Source organism: Flexivirga meconopsidis (genome assembly GCF_026162425.1).
In the GTDB taxonomy this organism is placed as follows: Bacteria; Actinomycetota; Actinomycetes; order Actinomycetales; family Dermatophilaceae; genus Flexivirga; species Flexivirga meconopsidis.
Map to the genome: position 1 here is coordinate 442,683 of NZ_JAOBQJ010000004.1, position 14,124 is coordinate 456,806.

Sequence of the window (14,124 nt, forward strand, 5' to 3'; positions counted from 1 at the left end):
CAAATACCCCCTCTATGGTTGACACCGTCAACAAACGAGAGGCTGTCGATGACCACTGCTGTCGAGCGGAACACCCCACCCCTTCGCATCGGCCGGGCGCACCCGTGGCGCATCCCGGTCCTGATAGCCGCGGTCGTCGTCGCCGGCCTCGCTGCCCGTTCGCCGATCACCGCGGTCGGACCGCTGGGCGACCGCATCGGGCAGGCCTACGGCCTGTCACCGACGGCCATCGGCGCGCTGACAACCGTCACCATGGTCGTCTTCATGGTGTGCTCGCCGTTTTCGACGACCCTCGGGCGCAAGTGGGGCATCGAGGTGGCGGTGGTCGCGGGATTCGCGACCTCCGTCATTGGCGTAGCCCTGCGCACTTTCCCCGCGGTGTGGGCGCTGTACCTCGGCACGGTGCTGCTCGCGGCCGGTCTATGCCTGCCGAATGTCTTGCTGCCCATGGTGATTCGGCGAGACTTCCCCGGGTCCATCGGCACGATGACCGCGGTCTACACCTCCATGATGACCGTCGGCGGCGCGCTCGGATCCTGGACCGCGCTGCCACTGACCCACCTTTGGGGATGGCACGTCGGCCTGGCCGGCATCGGGATCGTCGCGCTGATCGCCATGCTCGCGTGGGCTCCGTTCGAACGGGAGCACCACCAGCCGACACGCGACGACCAGCCGACCGGCCGCAGCTGGCGGAGTGCACTCGGCTGGCAGGTTTCGCTGTTCTTCGGCATGCAGTCCTTGCTCTTCTACTCGGCGGTCGCCTGGTTGGTGCCGATCTTGGTCAGCAAGGGCATGACCACGTCGTCGGCCGCTACCGTCCTCAGCGTCTTCACCCTCATCGGCCTGCTCCCAGCGATGACGGTGCCACCGCTCGCCTCCCGTGCCGCACATCAGGTGGTCGTCGCCGCGGGCATCGGTGCCGTGCAGATCGCCGGCGCCATCGGCATCGTCCTGCTGTCCGGCCCGTCACTCGTCGTCGCGGTCCTGGTCACCGGCCTTGGCCTGGGCGCCGGTATGCCGTTGGGGTTCGCCTTCTTCGGACTGCGCACCAGGGACGGGCACTCGGCCGGCGACCTCGCCGGGATGGCACAGTGCGTCGGATACGGAGTGGCGGCGCTCGGCCCGGTGATCATGGGCCTGCTGCACCAGTGGACCGGCGACTGGCGGCTCGCGCCCTGGTTCCTGGTGCTTGTCGGAGTGGGCACGCTGGGCCTGGGTATGCTCTCCGGACGTCGTCGCCTGCTCTGAGGCGGCAGCAATGGTCGACGCGAAGGAGCGCACGATCCGGATGGTGGCCATCGGTCTGCAGGGCAACGCGCGCGATGCCTGGCGCGAGTTCCTGCGCGTTTCGCGACTCATGGACGATCACCTCAGCTCGCTGTTGCACGAAGAGCCGGTCAGCACAGGTGAATTCGGCGTTTTGATCGGCCTTGCGGAGATCGACGACCGCGCCCGGATGTCAGATCTGGCGGGACACGTCCTGATGTCACCCAGCCACCTGTCGCATCGGGCCACCCGGCTGGAGCGCAAGGGGCTGTTACGACGCAGCAAGTCCGCCGACGACGGCCGCGAGACCTATGCGGAACTCACCGCGGAGGGGCGCGATCTCATCGACCGGTTGCTGCCGTCCTACTCGGCCGCGATCGAGGCGACATTCCTGACCCATCTCTCGGACCGGCAGCAGAAGGACCTGGCGACCTGGATGCGCCGGATCGAGTGATCCTCACGGCACCCGGTGGGTCCACTCCCGCGTGCCAAACTTCTCCTCGACGAGGGCGCGAGCACTGGCGAGTTCGCCTTCGGTGTATGACGACTCGGCACTCGCATAGTGCGCGAGGAACGATCTTCTGAAGCTGTCGATGATCGCGTCCCGTGCCATGCCGGTCTGCGAACGCATCGGGTCAACCCGCTTGTTGGCGCTCTTGGTGCCCTTGTCCGACATCTTCTCCCGGCCGATGCGCAGCACCTCGAGCATCTTGTCGGCGTCGATGTCGTAGGCCATCGTCACGTGGTGCAGCACGGCACCATCGGCAAACCGCTTCTGCGCGGCGCCGCCGATCTTCCCCTTGTCCGACGCGATGTCGTTCAACGGCACGTAATGGGCATTGATCCCCACCTCGGCAAGAGCCGTCATGACCCACTCGTCAAGAAAAGCGTAGGACCGCTCGAAGCTCAGCCCCTCGACCATCGAGGACGGCACCACGAGCGAGTAGGTGATCGTGTTGCCCGGCTCCATGAACATCGCGCCGCCGCCAGAAATCCTTCGCACCACGTCGATTCCGTACTTCGCGGCGCCATCGGCGTCGATCTCGTTGCGATAGCTCTGGAACGACCCGATGACCACAAGCGGTGCGTCCCAGTCCCAGAAGCGAAGAGTCGGTCGCCTCGTGCCGGCGGCGACCTCATGGGCGATGACCTCGTCGAGGGCGACGTGCTCCACCGGCGGCAGAACTGTCGCCGGTATGACGTCGAAGACATGGTCGGACCAGCCGGTCGCCTTGCCGAGCGCCCGCCGCACCGCGACGCCGACCGCATCGGCGTTGAAGCCGATGAGCTGCACTCCGGGGTCAAGCGCCCCGGTAATGGCGGCAGACAGCTGATCGACCGAGGCATCAGCCGGCATGCCGGTCAACGCGGCATCGATGTCCTCCAGCGCATCGTCCGGCTCGAGGAAGAAGTCACCGGACACCGAAACCCTTGCCAATCGGCGCGATTCGACTTCCACGTCGACCGCGACCAACTTGCCCCCGGGCACCTTGTACTCACCACGCATGCCTACTCCTACTCGGTCCCGACGCGGGAGTCATACGCCTCGCGGGCATCGTTGATCTGATCCATGTGTGTCTCCGCCCAGTCCTTGATGCCCTCCACGACGGTGTGCAGGGACTCCCCCAAGGGTGTCATCGAGTAGGTCACCGTCACGGGCACGGTCGGGGTCACCTCGCGCGACAGCAGCCCGTCCCGCTCGAGCCCACGCAGCGTCTGGGTGAGCATCTTTTGGCTGACGCCGGCCACGGCGCGGGTGATTTCGCCATAGCGCATCGGGCGCTCGGCTACCGCACAGAGCACGAGCGTGACCCACTTGTCGCTGAGCCTCGCCAGCACCTGTCGGCTGGGACAGACTTGCAGGAACGCGTTGTACTCCGTCTTCGCCTGGGCTCGTCGTCGTGCTGCGGTCGCAGTCGCCACGGTCACTCCACCTTCTGCCTCATCCAAGGTGCGGTACGCACTTCTGGGTACCTACTTCCCGATAGAGAGTACCTCGGTCAGGCTACTGCCGACACATCGACCTCTCCCCCGAAGGAGCAACAGGATGAAGGCAGTTCGGTTCAACGAGTATGGCGACAGCTCCGTGCTCGAGATCGTCGACGTGGAGCGCCCCGCCCTCGGCGACCACGATGTCGCCGTCGCAGTCCGCGCCGCGGGCATCAACCCGGGTGAGGCCAAGATCCGCAGTGGCGCACTGCACGACCAGTTTCCGGCGACGTTCCCATCCGGTGAGGGCAGCGATCTGGCCGGCGTGGTCCTGGAGGTCGGCGCGGCGGTCACCGAGTGGAACGCCGGTGACGAGGTGTTCGGCTGGACCGACGCGCGAGCCAGCCACGCCGAGGAGGTCGTGGTGCCCGCCGGCCAACTGGTGCGCAAACCACCGGCGCTTTCCTGGGAGGTGGCCGGGTCGCTGTTCGTGGCCGGGTCGACGGCGTGGGCGGCGAGCCACGCGATCGATCCGCAGCCCGGGGAGACGGTGCTGGTCAGCGCCGCAGCCGGAGGCGTCGGGACGCTCACCGTCCAACTGCTCGCCACGACGAAGGTGCACGTGCTGGCCGTCGCGTCGGACCGGCACCGCGACTGGCTCGCCCGACATGGCGTCGAGCAGATCGCGTACGGACCGGACCTGGCGCAGCGGGTGCGCCGTGCCGCACCGAACGGCGTGGACGCGGTGATCGATCTCCACGGTCCCGAATACGTCCGGCTGGCAGTTGATCTCGGCGTCAGCCCACACCGGGTCAACAGTGTGATCGCCTTCGCCGAGGCCGCACGCATCGGCGCGAAGACCGAAGGCAATGCCGAAGGCGCGTCCACCGAGGTGCTGCGAGAGCTCGCCGGCCGCATCGTCGACGGACGACTCGAGGCGCCGATATCCGGCCGTTACCCGCTTGACCAAGTGCGTGCGGCATACGACGAACTGGAGAAAGGCCACACGTTCGGCAAGCTTGTGCTGCTGCCGTAAACGTCAGGCGGCGCCGAGCTCGGCAGCCACCCGGTCGCGCGTGCGCAGAGCGGGAGCGCTGGTGACCGCGAAGGCAATTGCCACCAGCGCAACCCCGCACGCCACGACCACCACCCAGGCACCGTGCGACGCCTCGGCGAGACCGGAGGCGAGGTCGCCCTGCAGGCTGCCCAACGCTATCGCCGGGAGTACGGCAACCCCGAGCGAGGTGCCGACCTGACGGCTGGTCGAGGCGATGCCGGCGGCGACACCGGCCTGAGACCTGGGCATGCCCGAGACCGCGGCGTTGGTGATCGGCGCGTTGATGAAGCCGATGCCGATGCCGAACAGCACGTAGGCAACCCCGAGAAACCACAGCGAGGTGCCGTCGTTGGTCCGGAGCAGGAGCAACCCACTCGCGCCGACCCCGGCACCGGCCAGCGCCATCGGCACCCTCGGACCGCGAGAGCCGACGAGCTGACCCGACACCGGCGAAAAGATCGCCATCGCAACCGCCATCGGCAGTGTCATCAGACCGGCCTGCAGCGGCGACATGCCCCGAACATCCTGCAAATAGAGGGTGTTCAAGAAGAGGAAGCCCGCGAACGCGCACATCCCGATCACCGCGCTGAGCACCGCACCGCTGAAGGGCACGCTCCGGAAGAACCGCGGGTCGAGCAGCGGCTCCTTGCGTCGCATTTCGTATGACGCAAGCACGGCTCCGGCGACGGACGCGACCGCGAAGCAGCCCAGCACCGTCACCGACGTCCACCCCAGCGCCCGGCCCTCGATGATCGCGTAGGTCACGGTCGCGAGGGCCACGATCACCAGCAGCTGCCCCACCGGGTCGAGTCGACGCACCCGATCGGCCCGCGACTCCGGCACGAAGAGCGTCGTCAGCGCGATCGCGGCGACCACCACCGGCAGGTTGAGCCAGAAGATCGCCCGCCACCCGACCGCGTCGACGAGTGCACCGCCGATGACCGGACCGAGCGCCATACTGAGGCCGACGACACCACCCCACATGCCGATGGCCTGTGCACGCTCCCGCGGGTCACGAAAAGTGTTGGTAATGATCGACATTGCCACCGGGTTGAGCATCGACCCGCCGACTGCCTGCAGCATGCGGGACCCGATCAGCACAGCCGGGTCCTGAGCCAGTGAACACAGCAACGAACCGACGCCGAAGATCAGCAGACCGACCTGGAACACCTTCCGCCGTCCGAGCCGGTCCGCGGTGGACCCCGAGAGCATCAGCAGACTGGCGAGCACCAGGGTGTAGGCGTCGATAACCCACTGCAGCTGACTGGAGGTCGCGCCGAGGTCACGCCCGATCGACGGCAGCGCGAGATTCACCGCCGTCGTGTCGACGCCGACGATGAAGAGGCTGAGACAGCAGATTGCCAGGATGCCGAGGCGACGGCGCCGGGTGAGCCCCTCGCCCGCAGAGGGGGCGCTCACTGATCGACCGCCGCGCGCATCTTGTCGATCATCCGAGCCAGCTCGCGTCGCTCCGCGGCGGACAGCGCCGCGATCGGTGCCGGCACCACCCCGGGGAGGTCACGCAACCGTTCCAACAGCGCGCGGCCGGCATCGGTGATGTGCACCAGGCGGACCCGGCCGTCGGTTTCGCTCGCCGCACGTTCGGCGTAACCACGCTCGACCAGGTCACCGACGATCACCGAGACCGCCGGCGCGTCGACATGCATCATCTGCGCCAGTTCGCGCTGGGTGCGCGAGTGGTCCTCGATCCGCCGCAGCAGCCGGAAACGGCTCCACGGCATACCCATCTCGTCCTGCAACAGCGCCTGCGCGAGATTCTTGTGGTCCATCACGAGCGCCATCAACCCGAGCCAGACGGCAACCGGCGCGCTTTTAGTTGTACGCATACAATCATTGTACGCATACAACTAAAATGGGTATGACGGGGCTACCTCCGGTCGCCGGTTTCGGCGTCGAAGACGTGCAACTCCCCCGCCACCGGCGTGATGCGGATCAGGTCACCGGTGTCCGGTCGCTGACTCTTCGCCAGCCGCACGGTGATCCGCGGGCCGTCCGGATCACCGTCGTGACGCCCGTAGACGAACACCTCCGCACCGAGTGACTCCACCAGCTCCACCCGCAGCGGTATGCCGTCCTTGTCCAGCTCCGAGCCGATCGTCCACGACTCCGGCCGGATGCCCAGTGTCACCCGGTCGGCGTCACCGACGAGGTCGCGCTCCACCGGCACGCTCGTGCCGAGCAACTCGGCCCTGCCGTCGCGCACCGTGGCGTCGAGCAGGTTGATCGCCGGCGACCCGATGAAGCCGGCCACGAAGGTGTTCACCGGCCGGTCGTAGAGCGCCTCCGGGGTGTCCACCTGTTGCAGGACGCCCTCCTTGAGGACGGCAACCCGGTGACCCATCGTCATCGCTTCGACCTGGTCGTGTGTGACGTAAACGGTTGTGACACCCAATCGCCTTTGCAGTGCTGCGATCTGGGCGCGAGTCGAGACCCGTAGTTTGGCGTCGAGATTGGACAACGGCTCGTCCATGCAGAACACCTTGGGGTTGCGCACGATGGCGCGCCCCATGGCGACCCGCTGCCGCTGACCGCCGGACAACTGGCCCGGCTTGCGCCCGAGCAGCGGCTCCAGCTCCAGGATCTTCGCCGCCTCGAGCACCCGCTCGTGCGCCTCCGCCTTGCTCACTCCGGCGTTGCGCAGGGCGAACGCCATGTTCTCCTCGGCGGTCATGTTGGGGTAGAGCGCGTAGCTCTGGAAGACCATCGCCACATCCCGGTCCCGCGGCCGGACGCCCTTCTGATCATGTCCGTCGATCAGCACGCGGCCGCCATCGACCGGCTCCAGGCCGGCGAGCATCCGCAGCGTCGTGGACTTGCCGCAACCGGACGGCCCCACCAGCACCAGGAATTCGCCGTCCTCGATGTCCAGCGTGACACCCGCCACCGAGGGACGGCTGTTCCCCTTGTGCACCCGGGTCGCCCCGTCGAAATAGACCGATGCCATTGCTACCTCTAGGACTTCAGCTTCGGCTTCACCTGGCTGTTGTATGCCGCGGTGATCGTGCCGCCGAGGTCGCTGAAGGTCGACTTGACGTCCGAACCCGCGACGATCTTGTCCAGCGCCTGACCGATGTCGGCACCACCTCCCGGGACGAACACCCGGGCGTAATCCTGCGGACGGGTCTTCGGCAGCTGGTCGACGGCGACCTTGAAGTTCGGGTTCTGCTTCAGGTAGGCGGCCTCCGAAGGCTCCTGCAGCGCGGACTTGCGCACCGGCATGTAGCCGGTTGCCTGAGTGAAGGTCGCGGTGTTCTTGGCGTTGGTCAGGAACTCCACGAATTTCGCCGCGTTCTTCTGGCGCTCGGCAGAGATGCCCGAGGGGATGGCGACACCGGCGCCACCGGTCGGGCAGCACTTGACCCCGTTGGGCGCAGGCACGAAGCCGACACCGAGGTCGAACTTCACATCCTTGAATCCGCCCAGGTTGCCGGTGGATTCGAGCAGCACCGCGCCGAGTCCGGCGCTGAAGTCGCTGGCCGAGTCGGCCGAGGTCTTGACGTACTTCTTCTTCGCCCAGTCCTGCAGCACCTGACCGGCCTTGAGCGTGCCGGCATCGGTGAAGGTCGGGGTCCACTCCTTGGAGTAGCCCCCGCCATACGACCAGGCGATCGCCTGGAAGGTCCAGTCCAGGTAGTTCGCGCCGTCGTCCAGGATCAGCGCACTCTTGCCGCCACCGATCGCGCTCTGCAGCTTGGGCGCCCACTGGGTGAACTCGTCCCAGGACTCCGGCGAACGGTCGGGCAGGCCGGCCTTCTTGAAGACGTCCTTGTTGTAGTAGAAGACGACCGTCGAACGGGCGTAGGGAATCGCGTAGTGCTTGTTCTCGTAGAGGTAGTCGGCGTACAGCCCGTCCACGTAGTCGCTCGTCGACAAGCCGTTTTGCTCGAAAAGCGCTCCGACGTCGGCAAATCGGTTGTTCAGCGCGAAGTTGAACCAGGTGACGTCCGAGGCGACCACGACGTCCGGCAGGCTGCCGCCGGCCAGTGCCGCGTTGAACTTCTGCGCGACCTCCTCGTAGTCCTTGCCCGCGTCGGTGAGCTTCACCTTCAGACCGGGGTTGGCCTTTTCGAAGTCGGCGATGATCTTCTGCTCGGCCTCTTTGGACTTACCCGGGTGGTTGCTCCAGAAGTCGATCGTGTTGGACGAGCCACCGGCCTTGGCACTGCCGGAGCTGCCACCCTCGGATCCGGTGCCGGCGCAGGCGGCCAGACCGGTCGCAAGGGCCGCACCACCGGCAACTCCCAGGAAGCCGCGGCGAGTGAGGTCGGACATTCGAGTTCTCCTTAGAATTACCGGTTTTCAGCCCTTCACCGCACCGGCGGTGAGGCCCTTGATCATGTGTCGTTGCAAGGCGAGGAAGACAATCAGCACCGGCAGCATCGCCAGCACGGTCGCCGCCATCACTGGTCCCCAGTTGGTGATGCCGTCGTTGTTCTGCAGCTGGGTCAGGCCGATCGGCAAGGTGCCGACCCGGCTGTCGTCGGACATGAGGAACGGCCAGAGGTATTCGTTCCACTCGTTGACGACGGTGATGATCGAGAAGGCGATCAGCGTCGGCCACGACATCGGCAGCACGACGCGCCAGAGCAGCTTGAGCGGTCCGGCGCCGTCCAACCGGGCGGCCTCGATGATCTCGCCAGGGACCGAGAGGAATTGGTTGCGCATCAGGAAGGTGCCGAAGGCCACGCCGGCGAGCGGGATGATGATGCCCTGATAGGTGTTGCGCCAGCCGAGCTGGCTGACCAGCGCATAGTTGGAGATCACGGTGATCTGGTTGGGCACCATCAGCGCCGCGATCACCACGAGGAAGACCAGGTTGCGACCGGGAAAACGCAACAGCGACAACGCGTATGCCGAAATCACCCCGAGCACGATCTTGGCGATCGACAGCAGCACCGTGATGATCACCGAGTTGCGGAAGAAGGCCCAGAAGTCGATCTCGGTGGTGGCCGACTTGTAGCCCTCGGTCGTCGGGTTCGCCGGCCACCACTGCGCCGGCTGGGTGTAGATGTCCGGCTTCTCCTTGAACGAGGTGACCACGATCCAGAAGAGCGGCAGGGCCACCAGCAGGAAGATCGCGACCATGCCGGCATATCCGGCGATCTTCATGCCGACTCCGCCGAAGCTCGCGGCCTCGGCCTGATGCGCTCCGGCCGGCTTCTCATTCGGGTCGAACCCGGTTATGGCGTTATCAGTCACGGCGCATCCCCCGATCCATCACTCGCACCTGGACGACCGTGATCACCAGCAGGATCAGGAACATGATCGTGGCGATCGTCGCGCCATACCCGGCCCGGCTATTGACGAACGTCTCCCGATAGACCTGGTAGACCAGGGTCGTCGTGCCGTAGCCCTGCGGGCCACCGCGAGTCATCACGTTGATGATGTCGAAGACCTGGACGGAGTTGAGCAGGACGGTGATCGACAGGAAGAACGTCGTCGGGCGTAGTTGCGGCAGAAGGACTTTGGTGAACCGGCGCCAGGCGGAGGCGCCGTCGATCTCGGCCGCCTCGTCGAGGTCGGCACGCCGTCCCTGCAGGGCCGCGAGGTAGATCACGAACGTGTAGCCGAGGTTCTTCCAGATGTAGGTCGCGGTCACCATGAACAGCGCCCACCCGGGCCGCTGATAGAAGTCCGGCACGGTGATGCCGACCCGGTCGAACAGGTCGCGGATCATCCCGAAGTTGGGGTCGAACACGAACTGGAAGGCGATGCCGACGGCGGCTCCGGAGATGACGAACGGCGCGAAGATCGCCGAGCGCACCAGGTTTCGTCCGCGCAGCTGCTGGTCGAGCAGGATCGCCAGCGCGAGGCCGAGCGCCATCGAAATGCCCACCGTCGCGACGGTGAAAATGAGGGTGTTCTTCAGCACCTCGTGCGCGTTCGGGTCGTGCCACCAGGTCTTGTAGTTGTCGAACCCGATGTAGTGCGCGACCGGCGCCGAGATGTTCCAGTCGGTGAACGACAACCGGATGTTGTCGGCCAACGGCCGGTAGGTGAAGATCACCAGCAGAGCGAGGTTGGGCAGCAGCAAGAGCGCCGCCAGCAGCCACTCGCCGTACGGCCTACCGCTGCGCTTTGGCGGTGCGCCGACCGGCTCCGGAGGGCCGGACCGCGGTGCCACTGACGAGGATTGCGGCGTCGCGGTCACGAGGGGAAAGTTTCACGGTCGCGGGTGGGCACCCGCTGAACGATAGTGGTCCGCCAGCTGACGTGGGGTTAACTTCCGGATGCTTCCCCTGCTTTGGCCACGAGTTCGGCGTTGTATGGCGCAAGCCGCTCACGCCATACGGCATCCACCTGAGCGAGCAACTGCTCACGAGTGCCGTTGTTGTCCAGCACCACGTCGGCCACCGCGCGGCGCTGCTCGTCGGTCGCCTGCGCGGCGATGCGAGCACGCGCATCCTCAACAGCCATGCCGCGATCGCGCACCAGCCGATCGAGCCGCACCTGCTCGGACGCATCGACGATCAGCACCAGGTCGTAGTTGGCGGCGAGGCCGGTCTCGACCAGCAGCGGCATGTCGTGCACGACGATCGCCTCACGGGGTGCCGCCGCGCGGGCCTGCGCGGTGAGCTCGGCGATCCGCGGGTGGGTGATCCGCTCCAGGTCACGACGAGCCTCGGGGTCGGCGAAGACGATCGCACCCAGAGCGGGTCGGTCGAGCGTCCCGTCCGCCTGCAGCACTTCATCGCCGAATCGCTTTGCGATCTGGGCGAGTCCGGGCGCGCCGGGCTCCACCACCTCGCGCGCGAGCCGGTCGGCGTCAATGACAACCGCGCCGAGCTCGGTCAGTCTGGACGACACGGTCGATTTGCCGGAGCCGATGCCGCCGGTGAGTCCCACGAAGAGCACGCCGGTGACTCTAGTCGGCAACCCCGGCGAGATCCTGCAGGTGTGCCGCCAATGCGGCCCGGATCTGCCGCGGTCGCAACCGAGGCTCGAACGTGCCGTGCAACGCCAGCCCGTCGGTGAGCGCGTGCAGCCGGGTCGTCTCGGTCGCCACGTCCAGGTCGACGCCGTAGACCTGCTGCACCATCAGCACGCACGACTCCATCAGTCCCCGCAGCCGGGTGTGCACGTCCCGCCATACGGCACCGAGACGCTCGTCGGTGCGGGCGGCCATCGTCAATGCCAGCCATACCTCCGACTCCGCGCGACGGGCCGGGTCCAGCGGCAGCACGGTCTGCAGCAGCCGCTCCAGGCCGAGCAGGTCCGTGGCCTCCGCGCCGAGCCGTTGCACGCGCTCGGCGACTCGATCGGCGAGCGTCTGCATCGCGAAGGCGACCAGCGCGTCCTGACTGTCGAAGTAATGCCGCACCGCACCTACCGAGCGGCCGGTCTCGGCGGCGACGGTGCGCACCGAGAGCGCGCCATAGCCGTCGCGACGGATCACCCGCCACACCGCGTCGGCGACCTCGGCACGGCGCTCCTCGTGATCCACGACTTTCGGCATGAGACTTTTTTTATCACACACGTGCTACTTTAGGGATATAGCACATCCGTATTGCCAACGAAGGGAACGTGCCGATGCTGATCGGGGTCATCATCGCGTGCGAGATCGGGTTCTGGGTCTTCCTGCTCGCCGGTCTCAGCGCCCGCTACCTGTTGCGCCGCAAGCGGTTGTCCGGCGTGCTGCTCGCCCTCGCGCCGACCGTTGATCTGGTGCTGCTCGTCGCGACCGTGCTCGACCTGCGGGGTGGCGGCGTCGCGAGCACGCCGCACGCGTTGGCGGCGGTCTACCTCGGGGTCTCCGTCGGCTTCGGTCACCGGATGCTGCGCTGGGCCGACGAGCGGTTCGCCCACCGGTTTGCCGGCGGCCCACCGCCGACGCCCAAGCCCAAGTACGGCGCAGCCCACGCCGCCGCCGAACGCTCCGCGTGGTTCGCGCACCTGCGCGCCTGGGCCGTCGGCTGCGGCCTGCTCGGCCTGGCGATCGTGGCGATCGGCGACGCGAGTCGCACCGAGGTGCTGCTCAACACCGCCCGGCTGTGGACGCTCGTGCTCGTGATCGACGGCATCATCTCGTGGAGCTACACCGTCCGGCCGAAGGCGGCTCCGCGCGGGACGTGACGCGCGCACAACCCGCAACCGTTTCGACTTCTGCACGCCGCCGCGCATCTCGTAAGCGGAAGTGCGGCTGACGTCACGGTCGCTTACGAGACCACCGAGCGCGGGCCCGGGCCCGGCCCCGCGCCTCGTGGCCCCGCCGCGCCCCGCGCCTCCCGACCCCCAGCAGCAACGCGAAAGCCCCTGGAAGCCGATGGCTTCCAGGGGCTTTCGCGTCAAACTGTCCCGATCAGGCGCCGGTCAGCTTCTCACGCAGCGCGGCAAGCGCCTCGTCCGAAGCCAGCGTGCCCTCGGCCGGAGCCTGCGGGGCCGGCGACGACGAGCTGCTGCTGGAGCTGCCCGAGCCGGAGTCGCTGCTCTCCGAGGAGTAGGACGTCGCACCGGACGCTGCGTTGGCCACGGCCTCGGCGTCGTCCTTGCGGGCCTGCTCGATCTGCGCCTGGTGCGCCTCGTAGCGGGCGTGCGCGTCGGCGTACTGCTTCTCCCACTTCTCGCGCTGCGCCTCGAAGCCCTCGAGCCACTCGCCCGACTCCGGGTCGAAGCCCTCGGGGTACTTGTAGTTGCCCTGCTCGTCGTACTCCGCGGCCATGCCGTAGAGGGTCGGGTCGAACTCGACCTGACCGGCGGCGGCGTCGTTGGCCTGCTTGAGGCTCAGCGAGATGCGACGACGCTCGAGGTCGATGTCGATGACCTTGACGAAGATCTCCTGGCCCACCTGCACGACCTGCTCCGGCAGCTCCACGTGGCGCTCGGCCAGCTCGGAGATGTGGACCAGACCCTCGATGCCGTCCTCGACGCGGACAAACGCACCGAACGGCACCAGCTTGGTGACCTTGCCCGGCACGACCTGGCCGATGGCGTGGGTGCGGGCGAAGTGCTGCCACGGGTCTTCCTGGGTCGCCTTCAGCGACAGCGAGACACGCTCGCGGTCCATGTCGACGTCCAGCACCTCGACGGTGACCTCGTCGCCGACCTCGACAACCTCGCTCGGGTGGTCGATGTGCTTCCAGGACAGCTCCGAGACGTGCACCAGACCGTCGACGCCACCAAGGTCGACGAACGCACCGAAGTTGACGATGCTGCTGACGACACCGGTGCGGACCTGGCCCTTCTGCAGCTCCTTGAGGAAGGTCGTGCGGACCTCGCTCTGGGTCTGCTCCAGCCAGGCGCGGCGCGAGAGCACCACGTTGTTGCGGTTCTTGTCCAGCTCGATGATCTTGGCCTCGATCTCCTTGCCGACGTACGGCTGGAGGTCACGAACCCGGCGCATCTCGACCAGCGACGCGGGCAGGAAGCCGCGCAGGCCGATGTCGAGGATGAGGCCACCCTTGACGACCTCGATGACGGTGCCGGTGACGACGCCGTCGTCTTCCTTGATCTGCTCGATGGTGCCCCAGGCGCGCTCGTACTGCGCGCGCTTCTTGGACAGGATCAGCCGGCCTTCCTTGTCCTCCTTCTGGAGAACCAGGGCCTCGACGTCGTCGCCGACGGCGACGACCTCATTGGGGTCGACGTCGTGCTTGATGGACAGCTCACGCGAGGGGATGACGCCCTCGGTCTTGTAGCCGATGTCGAGCAGGACCTCGTCCCGGTCGACCTTGACGATGACACCCTCGACGATGTCTCCGTCATTGAAGTGCTTGATCGTCGCGTCGATGGCGGCGAGCAGCTCCTCCTCCGACCCGATGTCGTTGACAGCGATCGGCGAGGTGGTGGTGGCAGTCATGTAGTAGGAAACCTTAGGTGGGCTAGTTGGAATGGACAGTTGGTCAGGCAAAATG

The 14,124-nt window shown here is 66.9% G+C and carries 15 protein-coding genes; 4 read left to right on the plus strand and 11 right to left on the minus strand.

Annotated features, from left to right (window positions below; all coding sequences use genetic code 11):
• Positions 1-48 precede the first annotated feature (48 nt).
• Complete coding sequence (locus N2M23_RS15645) at positions 49-1,248, plus strand: MFS transporter (protein WP_265446718.1); 1,200 nt, start codon at positions 49-51, stop codon at positions 1,246-1,248.
• A gap of 10 nt (positions 1,249-1,258) precedes the next feature.
• Complete coding sequence (locus tag N2M23_RS15650) at positions 1,259-1,720, plus strand: MarR family winged helix-turn-helix transcriptional regulator (RefSeq protein ID WP_265446720.1); 462 nt, start codon at positions 1,259-1,261, stop codon at positions 1,718-1,720.
• A gap of 3 nt (positions 1,721-1,723) precedes the next feature.
• Here N2M23_RS15650 and lplAB read toward each other — a convergent pair whose 3' ends face one another.
• The gene (gene lplAB, locus N2M23_RS15655; RefSeq protein WP_265446721.1) at positions 1,724-2,773 is read right to left on the minus strand and encodes a lipoate-protein ligase LplAB; all 1,050 of its coding nucleotides are present in this window, start codon (positions 2,771-2,773) and stop codon (positions 1,724-1,726) included.
• Between the two features lie 8 nt (positions 2,774-2,781).
• Positions 2,782-3,189, minus strand: a complete 408-nt coding sequence (locus tag N2M23_RS15660; RefSeq protein WP_265446722.1) for a winged helix-turn-helix transcriptional regulator — start codon at positions 3,187-3,189, stop codon at positions 2,782-2,784.
• Between the two features lie 124 nt (positions 3,190-3,313).
• Between N2M23_RS15660 and N2M23_RS15665 the strand changes: the two genes are divergently transcribed.
• Positions 3,314-4,231 (plus strand): NADP-dependent oxidoreductase, encoded by a 918-nt coding sequence (locus N2M23_RS15665; protein WP_265446724.1) that lies wholly within the window; start codon positions 3,314-3,316, stop codon positions 4,229-4,231.
• A gap of 3 nt (positions 4,232-4,234) precedes the next feature.
• On the opposite strand, the gene N2M23_RS15670 is transcribed toward N2M23_RS15665, so the two are convergent.
• The 8 genes from N2M23_RS15670 to N2M23_RS15705 all read right to left on the minus strand — a co-directional run bounded on the left by N2M23_RS15670 (position 4,235) and on the right by N2M23_RS15705 (position 11,729).
• Positions 4,235-5,671, minus strand: a complete 1,437-nt coding sequence (locus N2M23_RS15670; RefSeq protein WP_265446726.1) for an MFS transporter — start codon at positions 5,669-5,671, stop codon at positions 4,235-4,237.
• Positions 5,668-6,099, minus strand: a complete 432-nt coding sequence (locus tag N2M23_RS15675) for a MarR family winged helix-turn-helix transcriptional regulator (protein ID WP_265446727.1) — start codon at positions 6,097-6,099, stop codon at positions 5,668-5,670. Before N2M23_RS15675 ends, N2M23_RS15670 begins: the two co-directional genes overlap by 4 nt.
• 41 nt (positions 6,100-6,140) lie before the next feature.
• Positions 6,141-7,217: an ABC transporter ATP-binding protein gene (locus tag N2M23_RS15680; protein WP_265446729.1), complete on the minus strand. Its 1,077-nt coding sequence runs from the start codon at positions 7,215-7,217 to the stop codon at positions 6,141-6,143.
• Between the two features lie 8 nt (positions 7,218-7,225).
• Entirely contained in the window at positions 7,226-8,545 is a 1,320-nt protein-coding gene (locus N2M23_RS15685) for an ABC transporter substrate-binding protein (protein WP_265446731.1), read from the minus strand.
• 27 nt (positions 8,546-8,572) lie between these two features.
• Positions 8,573-9,472 (minus strand): carbohydrate ABC transporter permease, encoded by a 900-nt coding sequence (locus N2M23_RS15690; RefSeq protein ID WP_265446733.1) that lies wholly within the window; start codon positions 9,470-9,472, stop codon positions 8,573-8,575.
• Positions 9,465-10,424: a carbohydrate ABC transporter permease gene (locus N2M23_RS15695; RefSeq protein ID WP_265446735.1), complete on the minus strand. Its 960-nt coding sequence runs from the start codon at positions 10,422-10,424 to the stop codon at positions 9,465-9,467. Before N2M23_RS15695 ends, N2M23_RS15690 begins: the two co-directional genes overlap by 8 nt.
• Positions 10,425-10,492: 68 nt before the next feature.
• Positions 10,493-11,128, minus strand: coding sequence for a dephospho-CoA kinase (gene coaE, locus N2M23_RS15700; RefSeq protein WP_265446736.1), 636 nt, complete (start codon positions 11,126-11,128; stop codon positions 10,493-10,495).
• 10 nt (positions 11,129-11,138) lie between these two features.
• Complete coding sequence (locus N2M23_RS15705) at positions 11,139-11,729, minus strand: TetR/AcrR family transcriptional regulator (RefSeq protein ID WP_265446738.1); 591 nt, start codon at positions 11,727-11,729, stop codon at positions 11,139-11,141.
• Positions 11,730-11,797: 68 nt separating this feature from the next.
• Between N2M23_RS15705 and N2M23_RS15710 the strand changes: the two genes are divergently transcribed.
• A complete protein-coding gene (locus tag N2M23_RS15710; protein ID WP_265446740.1) occupies positions 11,798-12,346 on the plus strand; it encodes a hypothetical protein in 549 nt (182 codons plus the stop codon).
• Positions 12,347-12,572: 226 nt separating this feature from the next.
• Here the strand turns inward: N2M23_RS15710 and rpsA are convergent, their stop codons facing one another.
• Positions 12,573-14,069, minus strand: coding sequence for a 30S ribosomal protein S1 (rpsA, locus tag N2M23_RS15715; protein ID WP_265446742.1), 1,497 nt, complete (start codon positions 14,067-14,069; stop codon positions 12,573-12,575).
• Positions 14,070-14,124 lie beyond the last annotated feature (55 nt).